We start from the raw sequence: 22,345 nt of genomic DNA on the forward strand, positions 1-22,345 counted from the left end.
TTAACGTCTCATTTTATTTCTACCCAAGACGAGACCTTAAACGCCTCGCGTATCTGCCCACTTGAAAACCTCAAGACCGATTGGTCGTTGAGCACCTCCGCTTGTCGATCACTCACTTTCCCTCCCCCTTGTGGGGAGGGATTAAGGGTGGGGGGCTGTTCCAATCTCAACTCGGCGTTTGCTTAGCCTTCGTTTCCGGCAGAAAATTGAGCAACCAAAGTAGCCATAAAAGATTAGTCAGCTGCCAGGTCGGGCCCATTGCCAAAAAGGTCTCGATGACCCTTGAAAGTTGATAAATGCCGATAAATCCCAATGCCCCTAAATACCAATGTTTTTGCATTTGCATGTTTCAAATCTATTTTATTATTAGAATACTTGTTCTAATAATTGGGTGATGAAATTTTGAAGTTCAAGGTGTGGCGCTGGATTTAATTGATTTAGCGCAAGGGGTGCAAACCAAGATCAGGCTATGAAAGCGCATGATGAGGCTTTATTTTCGTCGGTTGACGCCATATAAGATGCACAATCAGTTCAACCAGACTTAAGTTCAATCAGACAGGGGGATGACCGAAGACATGGCCGGCCATTCACAATATAGCAATATTATGCACCGCAAGGGGCGGCAGGATAAAATCCGCTCCAAAATGTTCTCGAAGTTCTCGAAGGAAATTACGGTTGCTGCGAAAAGCGGCATGCCTGATCCGGACATGAACCCACGTTTGCGTCTTGCTATTCAAAACGCAAAATCGCAATCAATGCCCAAAGACAATATCGAACGTGCGATTAAAAAAGCCATCGGTGGCGATGCGGATTCTTACGATGAAATTCGGTATGAAGGCTACGGCCCCGGCGGCGTGGCGGTGATCGTTGAAACACTGACCGACAATAAAAACCGGACAGCTTCCACCGTGCGGTCAACATTTTCCAAGAATGGTGGTGCTTTGGGCGAAACCGGTTCTGTTGGTTTCATGTTCGATCGCGTTGGCGAAATCACCTATGAGCTTGAAGCTGGTGACGCAGATACGTTGATGGACGCGGCGATTGAAGCCGGGGCTGAAGATTGTGAAACCCATGAAATGGGCCACACCATTATCTGTGCATTTGAAGATTTGGGCGACGTTTCAACTGCGCTTGAAAAAGCGCTGGGTGTGCCAAAATCGGTGAACCCGATTTGGAAACCACAAAACAATGTGCCGGTTGATGCTGAAAAAGGCGCAACCTTATTAAGGCTCATCGAAATTCTTGAAGAAGATGATGACGTTCAAAATGTGTATGCGAATTTTGAAATGTCAGACGAGGTGATGGCGCAACTTTCTGAGTAGCGCTGTTTAACTTGAGGAAAACCAAAATGTTGGGCAGAAGGCTCAAAACAGTGATGAACATGATCAAGCTGACGCGTGCTGAACGTGCGTTAACGCTTGGGATTTTCTTACTGTTTCAAGCGATGCTGCCCAGCTATGCCGGTGTGTTATCGACGTGGTCAGACGACGATCTATTGGTGATCTGTTCCGCGCACGGGCTGATCGAAATCGCCAACCCTAATCAACCTCAAAAGATAAATGGCGACGGTACAATGTGTATTGTCGCGCAATCAGCGGCGGCTGATTTAGGGTTCGGTGCAGACCTGCCCACCATCAATTTGCCTTTGCTGGGTGCCATGCCATTGGTGCCGATGCAGTTGCAAGACTATCGGCGCGGGGTAAGCTATACCCCCCAATCTCCAAGGGCACCGCCTCTTATTTCCTCGCAAATTTAAAATCAAAAAAATGATCTTGATGCGTCTGGCCGTAAGCTAACGCTTGAATTTATTAGGAAATAAAATGACTAAATCTATCTTTCAAACAGCACTTGCTGCTGCCACCTTTTCGGCAGCTCTTTCAACAGGCGCGGCATTTGCTCACGCAACATTGGAAACGCAAATTGCGCAGGCAGACAATTATTTCAAAGTTGTTTTGCGGGTGCGACACGGATGTGACGGCAAGGCCACCAATGATGTAATCATTGAATTGCCGCATGGCTTTTACGGCGCAAAACCAATGTCGCACCACGGCTTTGACATGAAAGTTGAGCATGGTGCATATGAGCAACCGATCACTTTGCATGGCAGAGAAAGCACAGAGGGCGTGCGCAAAGTCACATGGTCTGGCGGTGTTGTTGAAAACTGGGCCTATGACGAATTTGTGGTGTTTGGCCGCATTGGCAACGTTACGGCAGGCGATACGCTCTATTTCAAAACCACTCAGCTTTGTGGAGCTGAAGGAAAAGTGGCATGGAATGAAATTCCTGTTGAGGGAAAAGATCGTCCAAAACATCCAGCGCCTGGACTTAAGATCGTCGAAAACCCGAACGCTCATACCGGACATCACGGCATGGCCAAAATGGAAATGCATGGCATGGTGATGGCCGGCGATTTGCACATTGATAAAGCATGGACGCGGGCAACGCCAAATGGCGCTCCGGCCGGTGGCGCGTTCCTAACGATAACCAACAAAGGCGACAAAGCGGATCGGCTTATCGGTGCGTCATCTGAAGTTTCAAAAGTGGTTGAAGTTCACGAAATGAGCATCACTGACGGTGTGATGAAAATGGCGCAATTGGTTGATGGGTTGGTGATTGAACCCGGTGCAACAATTGAACTCAAGCCTGGCAGTTTTCACCTGATGTTGATTGGGCTGAACGATGCGATCCAGAAAGATCAAATGGTCAAAATCACGCTTGAATTTGAACAGGCAGGCAAGGTTGATGTGATGTTCCCTGCAGCACAAATGGGTGCGCCAAGCATGGACCATTCCAACCATTAATTGGCAAGGAAGCTTGCGTACAGAACAAGAACATGTTCAAAGAAGAGGTGCGGGCAACTGCACCTCTTTTTCATGGGCGCGGCAAATATGAGTAATTCTACAATACGAATTCTGGGCATTGATCCGGGCCTGCGCAATACTGGTTGGGGCATTCTCGACCAGACAGGAAACCGGCTCTCCTATGTGGCGTCCGGCGTTGTTAAGCCGCCGATCAAAGACGAATTACCGCAAAGACTGCTTGGGCTTTACGAGGGCATTAAAGAACTTATCGCGACCCATTCACCCGATGAAGCAGCAGTGGAAGAAACATTTGTGAATGCAGGGCCGCGTTCGGCGTTGTTGCTGGGCCAAGCCCGTGGCGTTTGCTTGATGACCCCTGCTTCATGCGGTTTGCGCGTTGGAGAATATTCGGCCAACAAGATCAAAAAATCAGTGGTTGGCGCCGGGCATGCGGATAAAAATCAGGTTCAATTGATGATCAATATATTGATGCCAACCGCGAAGTTTGAAAGCGCAGATGCTGCCGATGCGTTGGCCATCGCGATTACCCACGCGCATCACCGTAACTCTATTCAGCACAAGGCACAGGCATAGATATGATCGGAAAACTCAAAGGTTTGGTCGACGCGTTGGACGACGACAAAGTGCTGATTGATGTGAACGGTGTTTGTTATGTGTGCCATTGTTCCGGTCGCACATTGGGCAACTTGCCTTCAGTTGGCGAAGCGACAACGTTGTTTATCGAAACCTATGTCCGCGAAGACCAACTCAAGCTATTTGGCTTTGGCACGCAGCCCGAAAAACAATGGTTCTTATTGCTGATGACCGTGCAAGGCGTTGGGGCAAAAGTGGCCTTGGCAATTCTGTCGACCTTGTCGATTTCTGAAATTTCGAGTTCCATCGCGTTGCAGGATAAAGCCATGGTTGGCCGCGCGCCGGGGGTTGGCCCCAAAGTCGCGCAGCGCATCGTTAGCGAGCTGAAGGGTAAAGTCCCCGCAGGCGCTGCAATCGATCCGGGCGTACAAGGCTTGCAAGAAGCCATTGGCGAGGGTGTTGCGTCGAGCAATGTCGCAGACGCCGCATCGGCGCTGACCAATTTGGGATATTCACAAATGCAGGCCTCTTCTGTGTTGGCAAAAATTGTTGCAAAAGAAGGCGACGATGTTTCAACCGAAAAACTCATTCGCATGGGGCTGAAGGAGTTGAGTAGTTGAATAACGTTCTAAAATTTGATCCATCGAAAAAGCGTAAGCCGGAACCAGAGCAAGAGAAGCCGAAGCCGCAAAACCAAGCGATGATGTTTGTTTGGCGCAGTGCCGTTGTTGGCCCGATGGGCAGTGCTTTACTGTTGGTGGTGCTGTTCAGCTTTTCAGATATTTGGAACGCGATTACAAATCCGTTTGTTGGTGGCTATTGGCTTCAATTGGGCAAAGCGTTTGGCTTCGCAATGATTTTGGGCCTGTTTGCGACCGGATTCAGTCTGGCATTTCTTGCGCCATATGGTTTGTCGGTTGGTCGCGGCGCAATCCTATCCCAGTCAGATTTTGTGCGTCGGGCCGTGATGGCTGGCGGGGCATTTGGCTTTGTTGTCGTACTCGTTCTAAACGCACTGGTTGGGGCATTTGGGACAGGTCAAGGCGTCAATTATGCCTCGCCTGACTTTTATATAGGCCTTGGGGTCGGCACCATTACGGGTATGTTGATGGCGTTCCTTTGGGCGCATGTGTGTTGGTTGACCATACCCAAAACTACGCCCCAAACGACCAAGAACGACAATAGGTAATTTATGACGGATATCACCGACAGCACCGCAGACCGGGATGGCGAGGTTGATGTCAGCCTGCGCCCGTCATTGTTCAATGATTTTGTGGGGCAAGAAAAAGCACGCGACAACTTGCAGGTTTTCATCGACGCGGCGAAAAAACGTGGTTCGGCGCTGGACCATGTTTTGTTCGTTGGGCCGCCGGGTTTAGGCAAAACCACGTTGGCGCAAATTGTGGCCAAGGAACTTGGTGTTGGCTTTCGCGCAACATCTGGTCCCGTGATCACAAAGGCCGGTGATTTGGCCGCGTTGCTCACCAACTTGGAAGAACGCGATGTGCTGTTCATTGATGAAATTCATCGTCTCAACCCACAAGTTGAAGAAGTGCTTTACCCAGCGATGGAAGATTTTCAGCTCGATCTGATCATCGGTGAAGGGCCTGCCGCGCGTTCCGTGCGGATTGATTTGGCCAAGTTCACCTTGGTCGCTGCGACCACGCGCGCCGGGCTGTTGACCACACCGCTTAGGGATCGGTTTGGCATTCCTGTGCGGCTGCAATTCTACACCCCAGAAGAATTGGTGAAAATTGTTCAACGCGGCGCACGTTTGATGGGCGTAGGCATGACTGAAGACGGTGCGATGGAAATTGCGCGTCGGTCTCGGGGTACACCACGTATCGCAGGGCGCTTGTTGCGTCGGGTTGCGGACTTTGCTCAGGTCGACGATGTGGAGCAAATCAACGCTGCAGTTGCGGACAAGGCCCTTGGTCGCTTGGACGTGGATAAAAAAGGTCTGGATCAGGTCGATCGGCGCTATTTGGGCACCATTGCCACCAATTATAGCGGTGGCCCTGTCGGCATTGAAACGATTGCTGCCGCGCTTTCTGAACCGCGCGATGCGGTTGAAGAAATTATTGAGCCGTACCTCATTCAGCAGGGATTTATCCAACGCACACCGCGCGGCCGTATGTTAACGGCAATGGCGTTTCAGCATATGGGTATGGGTGTTCCCCAAGGCTTTTTAGGCGTACAAGCTAGCTTGTTTGAAGAAGAGCAGGGCGACGATGAGTAATCTTACGTTTGACGAAGGCAATCTGCGAGTCAATGTGCGCTGCGCGGCGATCATTCGGCATGAAGGCCATGTGTTGGTGTGCCGGGAGAACGATGATGATTTCGTGTGTTTGCCGGGCGGCCGGGTGCAACGGGGGGAAAGCTCTTTGCAGGCTCTCCATCGTGAGATGGATGAAGAGCTAAACGCGAAAGCTGAAAATCCCCAACTCCGATATATCATTGAAAACTTCTTCTGGCGCTATGGCAAAAAATACCACGAGTTTGGCTTCTATTATGAAGTTGAACCCCCGGCGCACATCCCATTCAAATTTGGTGAAGTCTGCGCAACGGGCGAAGATGACGGCACATTGTTGAACTTTGAGTGGGCACCGTTCAGCCCCGAAGGTTTGGCATATGTAAACCTTCACCCCCACTCAATGCGCACTCGATTGGTCGATTTGCCAAATGGATTTTTGCACCAAACGGTTGTTGATCCGGACTATTGAGCAATGGGCATTGATTTAACATTTAAATCTGTGGGCGCTGTTTTCAATGTCCGCGCGGCGGGCATTATCAAGCATAAAGGCTACATGCTTTGTGCGACCGAAGAAGAGTTGAATTATGTGTACATTCCCGGCGGACGTGTAAAGCGGGGCGAGGATAGTGGACGGGCATTTGCGCGGGAAATGCGCGAAGAATTGGATATTGACGTTGAAGCGAAAAGTCCGCTGATTATCACCGAGAGCTTTTACGATGGATCCGATGTTCGGTATCATGAGTTTACATTCTACTATGTGATCGACAAGCCTGAAAGTCTTGCTTTTGCGCCGGGCGAAATCTGCCATGTACACCAAGAAGAAGATAAAGAGGTTGCCCATCGCTGGGTTCGCGCAACAGCGGATGGACTGATCAAGGCTCAGGTTGAGCCGCAACAATTACACGCTCATTTCATTGATCTACCAAAGTGCCCAATTCATGTTACGATTGTTGAATAATGGATATGTTTTGGGAGGACATGATGAAGAGACTATTTTTGACATTGGCGATTTTGGCAGGGCTCGTTCCCGGCGTGGCGTCGGCGCAGGACATGTCTGGGGTGCCAGATGTGTCGATGTTCAAGATGATGGTGGATGCGAACAAGCAAGCGGGCTGGGTGGCGTTTCGCGAATATGATGGCCAGCAGTTGATTTATTTCACAGCCCTTGTGACCTCACGTTGCCGGCTCAAGGAAATTCGTTATTCAGTGAATTCAGATGCATTGGACCAGCAATTTGCGTTGGCACCTTGTATTCCAGATGCGCCGTTTTCAATTCCAAGCGATGCGGGACTTGAAGCTATCGCGATTAGTTTACCCTCGCAAACCGCAAAAACAGTATCTGTTCAGGTTGTGTTTAAGGATGATGTGGAAACAGAAATGATGACATATCGCCCCTGCGTTGGCGTGGGTGACGGCACATGCGCAAAGGCAGTGAATTAGTTTGAATAACCAACAATACCCATTTGGCGGTGAAGTCACCAATGATGGTGCGCACCTTTTTCCGGTGCGTATCTATTATGAAGACACCGACTTTTCAGGCAATGTTTATCATGCAGCCTATTTGAAATTCTTTGAACGTGCCCGAACTGAGTTTTTGCGCGCACATGGCGTGCATCATCAACAATTGTTTGAAACTGAGGGGATCGCTTTTGCGGTGCGTTCTTTGAATATTGAATATTTACGCGCTGCCCATATTGACGATCTTTTGGAGGTCACGACCTCTGTGGTTGAGATGAAGGGCACCAGAATGAAGCTTATGCAAATTTTGCGGCGCGATGGGAATATCATCACACAGGCCGAAGTGAGCGCTGTAGCGATCAATGCGAAGGGTCGTCCAACGCGATTGCCGCAGAACTTGCGCACTGCGTTGGGTGGCCAATAGGTCTTGGCAGCGCTTTTTGTTCATCTTAAATTCAGCAACGCTTTATTAACCATAAAATTACCGGATCAGCCTAAGGGTCGCATATTGGGATTTTGTAGGTGCGATAGGCACTTGCGCTCTTAAATTTGACAAATTTGAGGGTCATGCAAATCAGGTCGACCGGTAGAACGGCAAAATAACGCCCAAGACTGGCGTTTAAGGGGAAGATAAATGGAAGTAGAACTCGCCACCTCGGCTGCGGAAATAGACTTTTCGCTCTTCGCTTTATTCTGGGCTGCGGACTGGGTTGTTAAACTGGTGATGATCGGCTTGCTGGTCGCTTCGGTTTGGAGTTGGGGCATTATTGTCGACAAGAGTCTGCTTTATAATCGCACGCGTCGGGAAATGAACCGGTTTGAAAAGAATTTCTGGTCTGGCCAATCGCTTGAAGAGCTATATCAACAGCTCAGCGATACCGACACAAAGGGCATGGCCTCGATCTTTGTTGCAGCGATGAAGGAATGGAAGCGCAGCCACGAGCAGGGCGCATCTTCCTATCTCGGCGTGCAGCAGCGTTTGGATAAGGTGCTTGATCTTACAATTGGGCGGGAAAGCGATAAATTAGAAGCGCGTCTTACATTCCTTGCAACGGTTGGATCGGCCTCGCCCTTTATCGGCCTATTCGGCACGGTGTGGGGCATTATGAATTCGTTCCAGTCAATTGCGGTTTCAAAAAGCACAAATTTGGCGGTCGTTGCACCCGGTATCGCGGAGGCATTGTTTGCCACGGCGCTTGGCCTGTTGGCAGCGATCCCAGCGGTTATTGCGTACAATAAATTGTCGAGCGATGCGAACAAACTCAATGGACGACTTGAAGGCTTTGCGGATGAGTTCTCAGCCATTTTGACCCGTCAGCTTGAAAGCCGAGGCCAGTAATGGGCATGAGCGCAAATCGCGGGTCACGCGGTGGTCGGCGTGGCGGACGGCGCGGCAAAAGCCAGCCCATGAGTGAGATCAACGTGACCCCTTTGGTGGATGTGATGTTGGTGTTGCTGATTGTGTTTATGGTGGCAGCCCCCTTGCTCACCGTTGGCGTGCCGATTGATTTGCCGCAGAGCGCAGCGAAATCCCTAAACACCGACAGCAAACCTATAACCGTGTCAGTTACGTCCACGGGCGAGGTTTATGTTTTGGAAGAGCGGATCGAGGCCGTTGACCTGATCGCGACGATTGAACAACTTGCAGCCAATGGCACCGACGAGCGCATTTACGTGCGTGGCGATACGGTGGCTGACTATGGCAGCGTGATGAAAATTATGGGTCAATTGTCAGGTGCTGGATACACCAAAATTGGTTTGATTACCGAGCAGGAGCAAGGGCAGTAGCCACATGCGGATCGGTTTAGGCGTTTCATTGGTATCACACGCGGCTCTGTTGGCTGTCGGGCTTATGTCGCTCGGCGGGGCGGAGAAGTTTGACCCAACTGAAATTGAAGCGATCCCGATTGAACTTGTGCCTATTGAAAGCGTGTCGAATATTCGTTTTGGGTCGTTGGACAGCAATGTCATTGAAACTGAAACGCCTTCTGCGGTTGATAGTGAAGTCGAAGCACAAATTGCTGAGCCGACCGGCAACACCGAAGAAAATCAGGCTAAACCTGAGGACACAGAAATAGTAACCCCTGCGCCAACACAAGAAAGTGCGCCGGAGCCTGTTCCTGAACCAGACCCTATTCCAGTTGAACGTGTGCCAGAGCCGCCTCAACCCGAACCAACGCCAGAGCCTGAACCCGTGGTTGAGCCGACACCTCCGGCGCCTGAACCAGAGCCTGTAGTTGAGCCAACACCGGAGCCCGTTCAGCCAACGGCAGAACCTGTTGAGCCGGTTGTCGCGACGCAGGATGTAAACGCTGAGCCAGAGGTGCAAGCGCCAAAACCACCTGCGACCAATACTGCGGTTGAAAAAGCGAGGGTTGCTTATGCTGAAAGTGTGAAAAAGCAGGCGGCAAAAAGAGCGTCTGAAGAGGCGAAAAAAGCGGACAAGATTTCTGATATTATCAATAAAGAAGACACGCGTGGCGCAACCACTGGCAGCGGTGGCAAAAAGACAGCGGGTAAAACTACCGGCACCGCAGCACGGCTAACCCAGTCTGAAAAAGCAGCGCTCGCCGCACAAATGCGTAAATGTTGGAACCCGCCAATTTCTGCTTTAGAAATGGATGGATTGACGGTGCGTTTGCTGGTTGATTTGAACCGGGACGGTTCGGTTGGCGGCACACCGCAAGTGTTGGATATATCTATTCGCGGCAAAGTTGGTGAAGCAACTGCTGGCGCTGCGCAGCGCGCTGTACGTCGCTGTGGACCTTACACGTTGGCATCTGGAAAATATGAAGATTGGCGGCAAGTGGATGTTACATTTGACCCAAGAGACCTTCGCTAGAAATACCAGAATAGTACTGGCCCGATGTTGGGCTTGCGCAAATTTAAACTTCGATGGATAGTCCTTCAATAAAGGAAAGTACCATGATTGAGATAACACGCCGTCAGGCGCTAAAATTTGGAACTGCGGGTCTTGGACTGGCAGCATTCAGCTCACCGGCAAGTGCCTTGGTGAAAATCGTTGTATCGGGCGGTGATTTTGAGCCGATGCCGATTGGCATTCCAACATTTTCGTCGTCTGATCCGCAATTGGCGGCCGAAATCACTTCGATCGTGGTTGCCGATTTAAAGCGCTCCGGCCTTTTCGCTCCACTCCCAGCCACCAGTATGCCCGTGCAAGCAGGCGATGTGGGCGCAAACCCAGATTTTGGCAATTGGCGTAATGCAAAAGCAGACGCGTTGGTTATGGGCAGCGTTAATGAGGTCGGTGGTCAAATACAGGCCGATGTGCGTTTGTGGGACGTTGTTGAAGGCACCCAGGCATTTGGTGAGAGCTTTTCGGCAGACCGCCAAAATATCCGGCGCGTGGCGCACATTGTGGCGGATGCGATTTATGAAAAACTATCCGGTGAAGCCGGGTATTTTGATACCAGCATCGTTTATGTTGCGGAAAGTGGGCCGAAGGCCAACCGAACCAAACGGCTGGCAATTATGGATCAAGATGGGGCGAACGTTCAGTACCTCACACGGGGGGATTCAATTGTTTTGACCCCGCGTTACTCGCCCCAGGGTAATTTGCTGTCCTACATGAATTTCGCGGGCGATGTGCCTCAAATTTATTTGCTTGATCTTTCGACGGGCAAACAACAGCGTGTGGCGGATTTTGGCAAAATGACATTGTCGCCGCGCTTTTCGCCAGATGGTCAAAATATTGCCTTCAGTGTGACATCAGGGGCGAACACCAATATTTACTCGATGAATTTGCAAGCCCGTCAACCTTCGGCGTTGACCAGTGGCGCGGCGATTGACACCGGACCAACATTTTCACCAGACGGTGCGCGGATTGCATTTGAATCTGATAGAGGTGGTTCCCAGCAAATTTACGTGATGAGCGCAGGCGGGGGCGGTGCCCAACGTATTAGCTTTGGCGATGGGCGTTATTCAACCCCAGTTTGGTCGCCAAAAGGGGATCTGATTGCCTTTACGAAGCAAAGTGAAGGCCAATTCCATATCGGGACTATTCGTCCTGACGGTTCTGGAGAACGAATTCTTTCTTCAAGCAACCTGATGGAAGGGCCAACTTGGGCCCCGAACGGTCGGGTCCTCATGTTCTTTAAAGATCCGGGTGGTGATAGCGGTCCGCAACTTTACACAATTGATGTGTGGGGCCGTAACGAACAGCGCATCCCAACGGAAACGTTTGCCTCTGATCCAACATGGTCGCCTTTATTGCGTTAATTGAGGAGACCATGTGCTCCAATTTGGATTTGAAACCGACCGTTTAAACGCAATTGACGTGGCGCTGATTGTTGATCAGCCTGCGCTGGCGGATGAGTTTTACGCACAATTGCCGCTGCTTTTGACGCGGAATGTATTGAAGACATTGCCACCGCATTTTTCAAAAGATGTCGACTTAGCGGGTGCTGAAAAATGGACGGCGGATCGGTTGGCTGAAGGCGAATTGCTGGCGCTGCGAGACAAACAAACCGCAAAAACTGTGGGGCTGTTGTTCCTGTTCGTATTGCCGTTGGACAATAGCAAGTTTGATTTGCGGATTGGCTATTTGTTCAATCAAAATGTTTGGGGGCAGGGTCTTGCTTCTGAGTTGATCAAGGGCTTTGTCGAACATTGCCGTTCTATGGCCCAAATTTCATCAATTGCAGGTGGTGTTGAAACTGACAATATTGCGTCGGCGCGGGTTTTGGAAAAAGCCGGGTTCACATCGGATGAAGCTCAATCTAGCCCCGATGTCGCGCATTATCATTTGGAATTCTAAGGCTTATTCCACGGTATGGTTTTTGTGCGTACTTGATCCAAGGCTTGCCCGGTCCTAGCTTTGTTGACGCATTTAAAAGCGTCAACATATGCACGAAGGATTGTAAGCATGCCGCAGGTCGTGAAGTTTGAGCATTTCTTAGAAAGCTTAAAGCCAAGCCCTAAAATGCCGATGGTGTTTTTGGGTCATGGAAACCCGATTTATGCCATAACTGATAATAGATTTGCCAAGAACTGGCGCACGTTGGGTGATCTCTTACCGCGACCGCAAGCCATTTTGTGCATCTCGGCCCATTGGGAAACCAACGGGACAACATTGGTGCATGTGGGAAAGCAACCCAAAACCATCCATGATTTTTATGGTTTCCCGCAGGCATTGTTCGATGTTGAATATCCTGCGATTGGCGCGCCGGATACCGCAAGAGAAGTTGCTCGATTGCTGAAGGATCACAATAGTCATGAAACGGAAGAATGGGGATTGGATCATGGTGCATGGGCAGTTCTTAGAAGCTTGTTTCCAAATGCGGACGTGCCCGTGTTCCAGCTGTCGATTGATATGTCATTACCCCTGCAGAGCCAGTATGAATTGGCCAGCAATCTTGCCCAGTTGCGCGAAAAAGGCGTGTTGATTATCGGCAGCGGCAATGTGGTGCATAATTTAAGGAAAATCCCAAGGGACGGCCAAGTGCAAGATTGGGCACAAGAATTCGATCAGTTGGTTGAAACGCAACTGGTTGATGGTGATCATGCGCCATTATTTGACATGTCGGATAAACAAAGCCTGTTCCAAATGGCGCACCCAACATGGGAGCATTATTCGCCCATGTTATACATTGCGGCAAATGCAAAAGCGGATGATCAGCTAACCTTCTTTAATGAAGAATTGGATTTGGGCGCTCTTTCGATGCGGTCTTTTGTGTACTTTTAGCCTCAATTGTACCGGAATGTTTTGATTGTTGTCACAATCTAGCCTGATTAAGTGGTCATTAACCTTCTTTGGGAACCCGGTTTTAAGATAACGGGGCGTAAATAGTTATAATTAAATTGTCCTTATTTTGGAGCTATTCAACATGCAGTTGAGTCATAAAATCGTCAGCCTTATGAAAGGCGTATTGATTGTTGCACTTGTTGCCGTTGTAGCGGCTTGTGCGCGCACACCAAATGGTGGTGTTGGCAATCTTGGTCCTGGTCAAGCCGCGCCGGGCACACAGCAGGAATTTTTGGTCACCGTTGGCGACCGGGTATTTTTTACAACCGACAGTTCAGTTCTTACGAGCGAAGCTAAGGTTACATTGGATAAGCAAGCAACGTGGCTTGGACGCTATTCACAATATCGCGTTCAAATTGAAGGCCATGCCGACGAACGCGGTACACGCGAATACAATATTGCGTTGGGCGCACGTCGTGGTTCAGCCGTTGTGAACTATCTTGTTAGTCGCGGTGTGAGTTCGAACCGCATCTCAACTAAATCGTTTGGTAAAGAACGTCCAGTTGCCGTGTGTAACGACATTTCTTGTTGGTCGCAGAACCGACGTGCTGTCACCGTTTTGGTGCCGTAACCACATAAAATCCTCTGCTGGAGGCGGACGCCGGGTTTTCGCTTTGCGAGCCCGGCGTTTTTTTGTCGTAATTTTGTTTTACCTGAGGCGGGAAACAGCTTTACAAAGGGTTGGGCCTTTAAACCAATTGAGTGAGGAGTGGCCATGATGAAACAAATTAAAGCACGCCGCTTAGGATTATTGCTGGGTGCTGCGGCATTTAGCACATTGCTGAGCGTTTCGGCGTTTGCTGGCAAATCTGATCCAACAAGCATGAACGCGCGGATTGAATTGTTGAATAGCCAAGCGAATGACCTAAGCCAGAATATTTTTCAGCTGCAACAAGGTTTGAACAATAATCTTGCAGAGCAAGCACCTGTGCCGCGCATTCGCATTGGCCAGAGCAGCCGACAAGTCGGTGAAATTAATGTGCGGCTCGATCAGCTTGAGAACCAGATGCGGGTGCTCAACGGACAAGTTGAAGGTTTGCAATTTCAGTTAACCCAGATGCAAACGCTTTTGGAGCGCATGCAGGAAGATTATGAGTTCCGTTTTCAGGATTTGGAAGGCGGCTCGTCGGGAAAAACTAGTGCGGCACCTCGACCAGGCAGCGTGACGCCGTCTGAGAGGCTGCCGCAGGAACAAAATCAGACCCAAAATGAAACTTTGCAATCCACTGTAAACACACTTGGCACCATCACACTTGAAGAGGGCGGTCAGCCGCTTGATTTAAGCTTTGGTTCTGGCGGCGTGATTAGCGATGCTGATGCAGATGCGCAATATGAAGCTGGATATGAAGCTATTGTGCGCGGGGATTATCAATTTGCCCGTGACCAGTTTTCCCAGTTTGTTGCGCTTTACCCCACGCATCGGCAAACGTCAGACGCCTATCATTGGCTAGGGGAATCGTTGATGCAGCAAGGTGAGTTTGAAGAAGCTGCAGAGGTGTTTTTGAACGGCTTTGAAAACTATCCCAATTCAACTAGAGCGCCGGATATGGCGATGAAGTTGGGGATTGTACTTTCGCGTTCAGGCGAGAGGGAAACGGCTTGTCGCACATTTATTGAAGTGTTGCGCAAATTTCCAGACCAACCTGCCTCCTTTAAAACGCGGGTGAAAAAGGAACAAAGACAGGCGCAATGTTAAAAGGTGCGCTTGCAGATTTGAGCTTGGATGATCCGGATCGGTTAAATCTGCTTTTTGCCCCGATGGGTGATGTTGACCATTTCGCGTTGGCGGTATCCGGCGGGGTTGATAGTTTGGCCTTAATGGTGTTGGCGGCGAAGTGGCGCACGCAGCAATCATCCCCGGTGGAAATCACGGTGTTCACCGTTGACCATGGTTTGCGCCCTGAAGCGAAACAAGAAACGCAGTTTGTTGCCAATACTGCGCGGGCGCTGGGGCTTGAAGTTCAGATTTTAACGGGCACGATTGAAGCTCCCGAAAGCGGTTTGCAGGTTAAAGCGCGCGCCTTGCGATATGGCTTGATCGGCGAAGCGATGGATAGGCTTGGCATTTCCACCTTGCTTACGGGGCATCACCTTGACGACCAGACCGAAACGGTTTTGATGCGTTTGGCGCGAGGAAGCGGCGTAACAGGGTTAGGCGGCATGTCGAGGCAAAGTGTGCGCGATGATATGTTTTTATTTCGCCCGTTTTTGGACGTGACACGTGAACAGCTAGAACGGGTTGTTGCGAGACAAGAATATCTGCCGGTGAATGACCCTTCCAATGAAAGCCGTGATTTTGAGCGGGTGCGGTGGCGTCAATTTATGCCCCAGCTTCATGACGCTGGCCTAACGAATGATATGGTTGGGCTGTCGGCGCAACGCCTGCGCCGAGCCGACGATGCGTTGCGGCAATGGGCAGAACAAGAATATGAAGAAGCCTTTGCAATCGATCCGTTTGGCTGTGTCTATTTTGACATAAAAGCCCTGATGAAACAGCCCGTTGAACTTGGTGTTCGCTTGCTGGCACGGGCCTTGGATGATGCAGGTGGGGTTAGTCAAACCGCAAGTTTGGCGCAGCTTGAAGCCTTGCATGATCACTTCACATCGGGCCATTACGCTTTTAAGGGTCTTACCCTTGGCGGCTGTGGCATTAAGGTCAACCAGAATATTGGGCAAATTTTTCGCGAAGCTGGTCGCCTACAAGGTAAGCCGATTATGTTGGATGCAGGCCAGTCCGCGAAGTGGGACAATAGGTTCCAAATTATTGTCGCGCCAGACGTTCGATCGCCAATTCGTGTTTCGCCAGCGACCGAAATTACGCGTAACTTACTTGAGAATATGTTGCCAGACCTACCATTTGTTCCCATTGAAGCTGTGCGTGCTGCACCGATGGTGTCATCACCCGAGCAGATTATGGCAATTGGGGAACACATTTTGGCTGAAGGTGTTGATGTTTTTCGAACATTTGGTCCAAATGCGCTGAACTAACGTTAATAAGTAATAGGTTAGATTTAAATCTGGAATTTGATACGAAACTTTAGCAATCTGCGGCGAAACAGCTCTTGAAACAACGGGCGTTGATCCCTACATTTGCTACAACTTTTTTAATGACGAGCTTCGCGCACGCGCGGGGTGCAAATCCAAGGCAGGATTAATGAACGGCAATTTTAGAAACTTCGCCATTTGGATCGTGATTTTGGTCCTATTGCTGGGCCTATTTCAGGTTTTCAACAGCTCGACACAATCTGCGAGCGTGGCTAAACGCACATATTCGGAATTTGTTGCTGATGTAGACGCGGGCAACGTGAGTAGCGTTGTGATCACCAATAATGTGTTGCGTGGCACGTATCAGAACAGCGGTACATTTGAGACCAACATTCCTGATGGCGTCGACATTGTTTCGCGACTTGAAGCGCGTGGCGTCGAAATTGAATCGCGTGAACCAGAATCAAGCCCATTCTGGACAATCCTATTGTCCTCATGGCTTCCGTTCATCGTCATCATTGGCGTGTGGTTCTTCTTTATTCGCCAAATGCAAGGCGGCGGCAAAGGTGGTGCGATGGGCTTCGGCAAATCGCGCGCTAAGCTGTTGACCGAGTCCCAAGGTAAAATTACTTTTGAGGATGTTGCTGGCGTTGACGAAGCGAAGCAGGATTTGGAAGAGATTGTGGATTACTTGCGTGATCCTGGTAAATTCCAACGTTTGGGCGGTAAAATTCCGCGCGGTGTTTTGTTGGTGGGCCCTCCGGGTACGGGTAAAACCTTGCTCGCACGTTCTGTTGCAGGTGAAGCGAACGTTCCATTTTTCACCATCTCGGGTTCTGACTTTGTTGAAATGTTCGTTGGCGTGGGCGCAAGCCGCGTACGCGACATGTTCGAACAAGCCAAGAAAAACGCGCCATGTATCATCTTTATCGACGAGATTGATGCTGTTGGCCGTTCTCGTGGTGCAGGCATGGGCGGGGGCAATGATGAGCGTGAGCAAACATTGAACCAGTTGCTTGTTGAGATGGATGGCTTTGAAGAAAATGAAAGCATTATCCTGATCGCAGCGACCAACCGTCCAGATGTTTTGGATTCAGCGCTATTGCGTCCAGGTCGTTTTGACCGTCAAGTGGTTGTGCCAAACCCAGATGTTGGTGGCCGTGAGAAAATTCTAAAAGTACACGTTCGTAAAGTGCCATTGGCGCCAGACGTGGACTTGAAAGTTGTCGCACGCGGAACCCCAGGTTTCTCGGGTGCGGAACTCATGAACTTGGTGAACGAATCTGCATTGTTGGCAGCACGTCGCAATAAACGATTTGTGACGATGTCTGAATTTGAAGACGCCAAAGATAAACTCATGATGGGTGCTGAACGTCGCACGATGGCAATGAAGGAAGATGAAAAGAAAAACACGGCCTATCACGAAGCTGGCCATGCTTTGATTTCGCTTCTTATGCCTAAAATATTGGACCCAATTCACAAAGCGACCATTATCCCGCGCGGTAGAGCATTGGGTATGGTGGTTAGTCTGCCCGAGTCGGATCAATATTCGTTTTCTCGAGAAAAGGCCTTGGCCCAATTGGTGATGGCATTTGGTGGGCGCGAAGCTGAAATTTATAAGTTTGGACCAGAGAAAGTTACCTCAGGTGCAGCTGGTGATATTCAGGGTGCAACCAAGTTGGCGACATCGATGGTCACCGAATGGGGCATGAGCGAAAAACTTGGCCGTGTGCTTTTGAAATCTAGTCAAAACGGTTTTTATGGTCAGTCAAACTCTGAGATTTCGGATGATACGGCCCGTTTGATTGACGAAGAAGTTCGTAGCTTGATCGAAGATGCTGAAACCACAGCCCGAAACATGATCAAAGACAACAAAGATCTGTTTGAAAATATAGCGACGTCATTGTTGGAATTTGAAACCTTAACGGGCGACGAATTGCGTGCGTTGATGGATGGCAAGCGTCCAACACGTAAAGACGATGATGATGAAGACAAGCCAAAGGCATCTGCGGTGCCTAAGGCCGGTAAACCTTCGACGAAAAAGAAGGACGATGGCTTGGCTGGCGGCGACGCAGCGCCACAACCTGAAGGCTAAGTCTTTCTGATTTTTCGTTCACGAATTAAAGGCCGTCCATCTGGGCGGCCTTTTTTGTGGGTGAGTTTCAAAGAGGAGCGCTAGGTTCACTTGGCTTTTTGCGTAGGGTTGGATCATACTGACATTGTGCGCAGAAATGGAATTCATTTCTTATGTTGAAACTTGACCACATCACAGTAATTGCCCCTACGCTTGGCGAAGGGGTTGCCCATGTCCGGCAATGCCTTGATCTTGATGTGCCTTTTGGCACTTCTCACCCATATATGGGCACGCACAATCATCGTCTTCAGCTGGGAGATAGCGTCTATTTGGAAATTGTCGCGCTCGACCCAGACGGTGCAGCCCCCAGTCGGTCGCGATGGTTTGGTTTGGACAATCAGAAAAGAGTGAGATCGGATTGGGAGGACGGGCGACGTTTGCGCGGATGGGTTGCAAGCACGGTTGATATCGCTGCCGAAATCGAATGGCATCAGGATATGTTCGGCGAAAATGTGCCCTTGCCGCCAACCGATCCGAGTTTTGCATTCTCTATCCCCGTGGATGGTTCCTTGCCGCTAGACGGTGCAGCGCCTTCACTTATTGACCATAGGGATGACCCTACTTCGATGGCAGACATCCCTGACCTTGGCTGTCGGCTTAAGTCGCTTACCCTAGAACACCCAGATCCTGCTGCAATTGAAAAACTATATCTCGATCTTCAAATCGATCGTCCACCTCACGTCGTAAGCGGGCCGCAAATCCGGTTTTTAGCGGATATTGAGACACCGAACGGGGTGAGGAAGCTGACTTAGGGTTTGCGATGCAAAGCCAAAGCACACGGCAAAGCTTCCCCTTTTTAGGTCCAGAACTTGAAAAGGTCTTCTAGACTTTCGCGATCCTTCAATATGGCAAATTCTTCACCGTCATTGCGGTAGCTGATAATTTTTGGCATTTGCCGACTATTGTAGCGGGACCACATGCTCAATGTGTAAGCGCCGACATCCTTTATCACCAACTTGTCGCCCGCATTGATTTCAGGCAATGCGATATTTTGGGCGATGATGTCGCCAGCAAAACAAAGTGGACCGGCAACATTGTAGGGATTGGAGGCGACACGCTGCTTGAGGGTGCCATCTGGTTCTAAGACAGCAATGTCGTGATGCCAGTCATCGGGCCGATAGCATTTGCGCAAAAACATATCAGCGCCCAAATGGATCATCGCGGTATTGATGTCCGGGTCATTTTTGACATATTCTACATCGGAAATTGCCCAAGCGGCATTTGCGTTTATGTGCCTGCCGAACTCGGTAACCAGCCTCAAACCGTTGTCCAAGAGTGGTTTGAACAGTGCCAAGGCGCGATCTGTATACTCCTTGATATCTGGTGCAGGCTGATCATCCTTGTACGTAACGGGTAGGCCGCCGCCCATATCCAAAACGTCAATGCGTCGCACTGAGTTTGTGTTGCTCAATACGGCGTTGATCTGGTTGATCAAAGTGACAACATTTTTGATCCCGTTCAAGAGCATGTTCAGGTTACAGCCTTGGGAACCAACATGTATGTGAATGGAATTGAGCCAAGAATATTGGACATAGGCCGCGATAATCTGATCACTATAGGCATTCATTGGCACGCCGAACTTGGAGTAATCTCCTGCAACACTTGTTGAGGCAATTGTGCCGGTGCCGACCTGGGGATTAACCCGCAGTCCGATTGAACATTGTGTGCCGCCCAACTGGTTGACGAGCGTGTTGATACGTTCCAGTTCAGCAAATGAATCCGCATTAATATGGCAACCCAACTGTAGTGCGAACTGTAATTCTTCGAGCGTTTTACACGGCGAATCAAAGATGATTTTGCACGGTGGACAACCGGCTTTTTGCGCCAAATAAAGTTCAGGCAGCGTGGCGACTTCTAGCCCTGCACCTTTTTTCACAACCGCTTCAAGAATTTTGCCAAGTGGGTTTGCCTTTACCGCCATCGCATGGATGGTTTGAGGGGGAAACAGTAAATTCAACTCCTCAATCCGAGCATCGATTATATCAAGATCGAAAAACACCGCTGCAGTATCGTCTGCGTTTAATAGGCCCGGTTTGGCGAGGGCTTTTTGATAAATGCTGGTAATAAAGGCATCACTTATGCGTAGATCAGTGTTTGACGGCATCATTTTTGTTCCAGTTTAGGGACCGTTTTTCAGCGTATCGGGGTGCGCATGTTCCAACAAGCTTACAAATTGTATGGAGTGCGCTATGTTGTTTTTACGCGTTTTTTGAAATGGAGCCATCTCATGCCAGCCTTTGAAATTTTGGTTGCGTTTTTAATCACCACAGCAATGTTCGCCTATATGCCCGGACCATCGATGATCTATGTTTCTGCGCAAACATTAGCGCGAGGGCGCAAGGCCGGTCTGATGGCGTCGTTAGGGGTTCATTTGGGTGGATATTTCCATGTTGGCGCAGCCGCGTTTGGTTTGGCAGCTCTGTTGGCCCTTATCCCACAAGCTTACTTTTTGATCAAAGTGGTTGGCGCACTATATCTCATATTTCTTGGCATTATGATGATTTTAAAGCGCAAGGAGCAAGGACCGGAAACTTCTGGTGATCAGAAAGATGCGACAAAGGCATTTTTTGAAAGTGCCATCGTTGAAGTGTTGAACCCAAAAACGGCGATTTTTTTCGTCGCCTTTTTACCCCAATTTGTCGACCTATCCACCGCTTGGCCAGTTTGGTTGCAAATGGCGGTGTTGGGCACAATTGTAAACTTGATGTTCTCTTCTGGTGATCTGTTTTGCGTTGTGTTTGCAAGTTTGATGATTAAGAAACTGCGGCGATCAAACATGGGGGCAAGGTGGGCAAAAATGGTTGGCGGTTCATTTCTGATTTTGTTGGGCGGCAAATTGGCGCTTGATCGGTAATCGCTTAACGGTATTTTGAAGTGGTATTAAACTAGACCTTCATTTCGTCACGAGTTTGGTATATTTCAGCTGGATAATTAGTGTTAGGGCAGCTTTTGATTGTCTTTATCAGGCAAATCGACGACTGGTTTTGGGAACGACAATGGTAAAAAAATATTTTGGTACTGATGGCATACGTGGTTTGGCGAACGGTAGAAAGCTGACCTCCGAACTTGCCCTTAAAGTGGGTCAAGCGGCGGGATTGGTTTTTCAGCGTGGAGAACACCGTCATCGTGTTGTTATTGGTAAGGATACGCGTCGTTCTGGTTATATGATTGAATATGCCCTGACCGCTGGATTTAATGCCGTTGGCATGGACGTGTTTTTGCTTGGGCCGATCCCGACACCTGCTGTTGCCATGCTTACGCGGTCGCTGCGTGCTGATTTAGGTGTTATGATTTCTGCCTCTCACAATCCTTATGATGACAATGGCATAAAACTGTTTCAGCCTGATGGATTTAAGCTTGATGATGAAATGGAACAAAAAATCGAACAACTTCTGGCGAGCGATCTTGGTGAAGAAGTTGTTCGAGGCCGCCAAATTGGCCGTGCGCATAGAATTGAAGAAGCGCGTGGGCGATATTCAGAATACGCGAAACGGACATTGCCGCGCTTTACAGAGTTTTCTGGTTTGAGAATTGTAGTGGACTGTGCCAATGGCGCTGCCTACAAAACGGCGCCCGAAGTTTTGTGGGAACTTGGTGCGGATGTTATCACAATTGGCGTGAACCCCGATGGCTTCAACATCAATAAGGGCTGTGGATCGACGGCGCCTGAACTCTTGCAAGAAAAAGTGCGCGAAACGCGTGCGGATATTGGGATTGCGTTGGACGGTGATGCTGACCGGGTGGTGATTGTCGATGAAAAAGGCGAAATTGTTGACGGTGATCAGTTGATGGCAGCTTTGGCTATGTTCTGGCAAGAGCAGGAAAAACTCACCGGCGGTGGCGTTGTTGCCACAGTGATGTCCAATTTGGGGCTTGAGCGTTATCTCAACAGTCGCGATCTGACGCTTGAGCGCACGAAAGTTGGCGACCGTTATGTTCTTGAACGGATGCGCGCTGGCGGCTTTAATGTGGGTGGAGAACAGTCCGGCCATATTATTCTATCTGATCACACTACAACAGGTGATGGTTTGGTTTCTGCATTGCAGATTATGGCGCTTGTTCAATCTAAGGGTAAGCCGGTTTCTGAAGTATGCCGGTTGTTTGAAACCGTGCCTCAGCTTTTAACCAATGTTCGTTATGAAAGCGGAGCGCCGTTGGAAGATGAGCAGGTGAAAAAAGCGATCGCCGCTGGCAAAGAAAAACTTGGGAAAAGCGGCAGGCTGGTTATCCGCGCCTCCGGCACAGAACCTCTAATTAGAGTTATGGGCGAATGCGATGACGAAACGCTTGTCACCAATGTTGTTGGTGACATAGCGGACGTTATTAAGGGCGCTGCTGCATAAATATTGCAGTTT

Annotated in this window: 25 protein-coding genes; 24 read left to right on the plus strand and 1 reads right to left on the minus strand. The window is 49.6% G+C overall.

The window, feature by feature from the left end:
* Positions 1-575: 575 nt before the first annotated feature.
* From ACSHWX_RS11040 to ACSHWX_RS11145, 22 genes are all read left to right on the plus strand, one after another.
* A complete protein-coding gene (locus ACSHWX_RS11040) occupies positions 576-1,322 on the plus strand; it encodes a YebC/PmpR family DNA-binding transcriptional regulator (protein ID WP_435668275.1) in 747 nt (248 codons plus the stop codon).
* A gap of 26 nt (positions 1,323-1,348) precedes the next feature.
* Positions 1,349-1,756 carry a hypothetical protein gene (locus ACSHWX_RS11045; RefSeq protein ID WP_435668276.1) on the plus strand — a complete coding sequence of 136 codons (408 nt, stop codon included), beginning with the start codon at positions 1,349-1,351 and terminating at the stop codon, positions 1,754-1,756.
* A gap of 64 nt (positions 1,757-1,820) precedes the next feature.
* The gene (locus ACSHWX_RS11050; RefSeq protein ID WP_435668277.1) at positions 1,821-2,801 is read left to right on the plus strand and encodes a DUF1775 domain-containing protein; all 981 of its coding nucleotides are present in this window, start codon (positions 1,821-1,823) and stop codon (positions 2,799-2,801) included.
* Between the two features lie 87 nt (positions 2,802-2,888).
* Positions 2,889-3,395 (plus strand): crossover junction endodeoxyribonuclease RuvC, encoded by a 507-nt coding sequence (gene ruvC, locus ACSHWX_RS11055; RefSeq protein ID WP_435668278.1) that lies wholly within the window; start codon positions 2,889-2,891, stop codon positions 3,393-3,395.
* Between the two features lie 2 nt (positions 3,396-3,397).
* Positions 3,398-4,015: a Holliday junction branch migration protein RuvA gene (gene ruvA, locus ACSHWX_RS11060; RefSeq protein ID WP_435668279.1), complete on the plus strand. Its 618-nt coding sequence runs from the start codon at positions 3,398-3,400 to the stop codon at positions 4,013-4,015.
* Positions 4,012-4,584, plus strand: a complete 573-nt coding sequence (locus ACSHWX_RS11065) for a hypothetical protein (protein ID WP_435668280.1) — start codon at positions 4,012-4,014, stop codon at positions 4,582-4,584. The genes ruvA and ACSHWX_RS11065 overlap by 4 nt, the downstream gene beginning before the upstream one ends.
* Positions 4,585-4,587: 3 nt before the next feature.
* Positions 4,588-5,634: a Holliday junction branch migration DNA helicase RuvB gene (gene ruvB / locus ACSHWX_RS11070; RefSeq protein ID WP_435668281.1), complete on the plus strand. Its 1,047-nt coding sequence runs from the start codon at positions 4,588-4,590 to the stop codon at positions 5,632-5,634.
* Complete coding sequence (locus ACSHWX_RS11075; RefSeq protein ID WP_435668282.1) at positions 5,627-6,118, plus strand: NUDIX hydrolase; 492 nt, start codon at positions 5,627-5,629, stop codon at positions 6,116-6,118. Before ruvB ends, ACSHWX_RS11075 begins: the two co-directional genes overlap by 8 nt.
* A gap of 3 nt (positions 6,119-6,121) precedes the next feature.
* Positions 6,122-6,607: an NUDIX domain-containing protein gene (locus ACSHWX_RS11080; RefSeq protein WP_435668283.1), complete on the plus strand. Its 486-nt coding sequence runs from the start codon at positions 6,122-6,124 to the stop codon at positions 6,605-6,607.
* Positions 6,608-6,630: 23 nt separating this feature from the next.
* A complete protein-coding gene (locus ACSHWX_RS11085; protein WP_435668284.1) occupies positions 6,631-7,089 on the plus strand; it encodes a hypothetical protein in 459 nt (152 codons plus the stop codon).
* A 1-nt stretch (position 7,090) separates the two neighbouring features.
* The gene (gene ybgC, locus ACSHWX_RS11090) at positions 7,091-7,531 is read left to right on the plus strand and encodes a tol-pal system-associated acyl-CoA thioesterase (protein WP_435668285.1); all 441 of its coding nucleotides are present in this window, start codon (positions 7,091-7,093) and stop codon (positions 7,529-7,531) included.
* Positions 7,532-7,741: 210 nt separating this feature from the next.
* Entirely contained in the window at positions 7,742-8,446 is a 705-nt protein-coding gene (tolQ, locus tag ACSHWX_RS11095) for a protein TolQ (protein ID WP_435668286.1), read from the plus strand.
* Positions 8,446-8,895 carry a protein TolR gene (tolR, locus tag ACSHWX_RS11100; RefSeq protein WP_435668287.1) on the plus strand — a complete coding sequence of 150 codons (450 nt, stop codon included), beginning with the start codon at positions 8,446-8,448 and terminating at the stop codon, positions 8,893-8,895. The genes tolQ and tolR overlap by 1 nt, the downstream gene beginning before the upstream one ends.
* Positions 8,896-8,899: 4 nt before the next feature.
* Positions 8,900-9,949: a hypothetical protein gene (locus ACSHWX_RS11105; protein ID WP_435668288.1), complete on the plus strand. Its 1,050-nt coding sequence runs from the start codon at positions 8,900-8,902 to the stop codon at positions 9,947-9,949.
* A gap of 83 nt (positions 9,950-10,032) precedes the next feature.
* Entirely contained in the window at positions 10,033-11,346 is a 1,314-nt protein-coding gene (tolB, locus tag ACSHWX_RS11110) for a Tol-Pal system beta propeller repeat protein TolB (RefSeq protein ID WP_435668289.1), read from the plus strand.
* 13 nt (positions 11,347-11,359) lie between these two features.
* Complete coding sequence (locus tag ACSHWX_RS11115) at positions 11,360-11,884, plus strand: GNAT family N-acetyltransferase (RefSeq protein WP_435668290.1); 525 nt, start codon at positions 11,360-11,362, stop codon at positions 11,882-11,884.
* Between the two features lie 108 nt (positions 11,885-11,992).
* Positions 11,993-12,811 carry a 4,5-DOPA dioxygenase extradiol gene (gene ygiD / locus ACSHWX_RS11120; protein WP_435668291.1) on the plus strand — a complete coding sequence of 273 codons (819 nt, stop codon included), beginning with the start codon at positions 11,993-11,995 and terminating at the stop codon, positions 12,809-12,811.
* 142 nt (positions 12,812-12,953) lie between these two features.
* Positions 12,954-13,442 (plus strand): peptidoglycan-associated lipoprotein Pal, encoded by a 489-nt coding sequence (pal, locus tag ACSHWX_RS11125; protein ID WP_435668292.1) that lies wholly within the window; start codon positions 12,954-12,956, stop codon positions 13,440-13,442.
* Between the two features lie 144 nt (positions 13,443-13,586).
* A complete protein-coding gene (ybgF, locus tag ACSHWX_RS11130) occupies positions 13,587-14,567 on the plus strand; it encodes a tol-pal system protein YbgF (protein WP_435668293.1) in 981 nt (326 codons plus the stop codon).
* Entirely contained in the window at positions 14,561-15,859 is a 1,299-nt protein-coding gene (gene tilS / locus ACSHWX_RS11135) for a tRNA lysidine(34) synthetase TilS (protein ID WP_435668294.1), read from the plus strand. Before ybgF ends, tilS begins: the two co-directional genes overlap by 7 nt.
* Positions 15,860-16,025: 166 nt before the next feature.
* Positions 16,026-17,951, plus strand: a complete 1,926-nt coding sequence (ftsH, locus tag ACSHWX_RS11140; protein ID WP_435668295.1) for an ATP-dependent zinc metalloprotease FtsH — start codon at positions 16,026-16,028, stop codon at positions 17,949-17,951.
* A gap of 152 nt (positions 17,952-18,103) precedes the next feature.
* Positions 18,104-18,742 carry a VOC family protein gene (locus ACSHWX_RS11145; protein WP_435668296.1) on the plus strand — a complete coding sequence of 213 codons (639 nt, stop codon included), beginning with the start codon at positions 18,104-18,106 and terminating at the stop codon, positions 18,740-18,742.
* A 44-nt stretch (positions 18,743-18,786) separates the two neighbouring features.
* Here the strand turns inward: ACSHWX_RS11145 and ACSHWX_RS11150 are convergent, their stop codons facing one another.
* On the minus strand, positions 18,787-20,097 hold the full coding sequence (locus ACSHWX_RS11150) for a hypothetical protein (protein ID WP_435668297.1): 1,311 nt from the start codon (positions 20,095-20,097) through the stop codon (positions 18,787-18,789).
* Positions 20,098-20,217: 120 nt separating this feature from the next.
* Here ACSHWX_RS11150 and ACSHWX_RS11155 point away from each other — a divergent pair, with 120 nt between their 5' ends.
* Both ACSHWX_RS11155 and glmM read left to right on the plus strand, forming a co-directional pair.
* The gene (locus ACSHWX_RS11155; protein ID WP_435668298.1) at positions 20,218-20,844 is read left to right on the plus strand and encodes a LysE family translocator; all 627 of its coding nucleotides are present in this window, start codon (positions 20,218-20,220) and stop codon (positions 20,842-20,844) included.
* Positions 20,845-20,986: 142 nt separating this feature from the next.
* Complete coding sequence (glmM, locus tag ACSHWX_RS11160) at positions 20,987-22,333, plus strand: phosphoglucosamine mutase (protein WP_435668299.1); 1,347 nt, start codon at positions 20,987-20,989, stop codon at positions 22,331-22,333.
* Positions 22,334-22,345 lie beyond the last annotated feature (12 nt).

It is taken from the genome of Maritalea sp., from assembly GCF_051251695.1.
Taxonomy (GTDB): domain Bacteria; phylum Pseudomonadota; class Alphaproteobacteria; order Rhizobiales; family Devosiaceae; genus Maritalea.

Coding starts and splice junctions, on each gene's coding strand:
- tolB (WP_435668289.1), top strand. CDS start 10,033: ATGATTGAGATAACACGCCGTCAGGCGCTAAAATTTGGAACTGCGGGT.
- ybgF (WP_435668293.1), top strand. CDS start 13,587: ATGATGAAACAAATTAAAGCACGCCGCTTAGGATTATTGCTGGGTGCT.
- tilS (WP_435668294.1), top strand. CDS start 14,561: ATGTTAAAAGGTGCGCTTGCAGATTTGAGCTTGGATGATCCGGATCGG.
- ACSHWX_RS11040 (WP_435668275.1), top strand. CDS start 576: ATGGCCGGCCATTCACAATATAGCAATATTATGCACCGCAAGGGGCGG.
- ACSHWX_RS11155 (WP_435668298.1), top strand. CDS start 20,218: ATGCCAGCCTTTGAAATTTTGGTTGCGTTTTTAATCACCACAGCAATG.
- ACSHWX_RS11085 (WP_435668284.1), top strand. CDS start 6,631: ATGAAGAGACTATTTTTGACATTGGCGATTTTGGCAGGGCTCGTTCCC.
- ACSHWX_RS11105 (WP_435668288.1), top strand. CDS start 8,900: ATGCGGATCGGTTTAGGCGTTTCATTGGTATCACACGCGGCTCTGTTG.
- ACSHWX_RS11145 (WP_435668296.1), top strand. CDS start 18,104: ATGTTGAAACTTGACCACATCACAGTAATTGCCCCTACGCTTGGCGAA.
- ruvA (WP_435668279.1), top strand. CDS start 3,398: ATGATCGGAAAACTCAAAGGTTTGGTCGACGCGTTGGACGACGACAAA.
- tolR (WP_435668287.1), top strand. CDS start 8,446: ATGGGCATGAGCGCAAATCGCGGGTCACGCGGTGGTCGGCGTGGCGGA.
- tolQ (WP_435668286.1), top strand. CDS start 7,742: ATGGAAGTAGAACTCGCCACCTCGGCTGCGGAAATAGACTTTTCGCTC.
- ACSHWX_RS11150 (WP_435668297.1), bottom strand. CDS start 20,097: ATGATGCCGTCAAACACTGATCTACGCATAAGTGATGCCTTTATTACC.
- pal (WP_435668292.1), top strand. CDS start 12,954: ATGCAGTTGAGTCATAAAATCGTCAGCCTTATGAAAGGCGTATTGATT.
- glmM (WP_435668299.1), top strand. CDS start 20,987: ATGGTAAAAAAATATTTTGGTACTGATGGCATACGTGGTTTGGCGAAC.
- ygiD (WP_435668291.1), top strand. CDS start 11,993: ATGCCGCAGGTCGTGAAGTTTGAGCATTTCTTAGAAAGCTTAAAGCCA.
- ftsH (WP_435668295.1), top strand. CDS start 16,026: ATGAACGGCAATTTTAGAAACTTCGCCATTTGGATCGTGATTTTGGTC.
- ACSHWX_RS11050 (WP_435668277.1), top strand. CDS start 1,821: ATGACTAAATCTATCTTTCAAACAGCACTTGCTGCTGCCACCTTTTCG.
- ACSHWX_RS11045 (WP_435668276.1), top strand. CDS start 1,349: ATGTTGGGCAGAAGGCTCAAAACAGTGATGAACATGATCAAGCTGACG.
- ruvB (WP_435668281.1), top strand. CDS start 4,588: ATGACGGATATCACCGACAGCACCGCAGACCGGGATGGCGAGGTTGAT.
- ruvC (WP_435668278.1), top strand. CDS start 2,889: ATGAGTAATTCTACAATACGAATTCTGGGCATTGATCCGGGCCTGCGC.
- ACSHWX_RS11075 (WP_435668282.1), top strand. CDS start 5,627: ATGAGTAATCTTACGTTTGACGAAGGCAATCTGCGAGTCAATGTGCGC.
- ACSHWX_RS11080 (WP_435668283.1), top strand. CDS start 6,122: ATGGGCATTGATTTAACATTTAAATCTGTGGGCGCTGTTTTCAATGTC.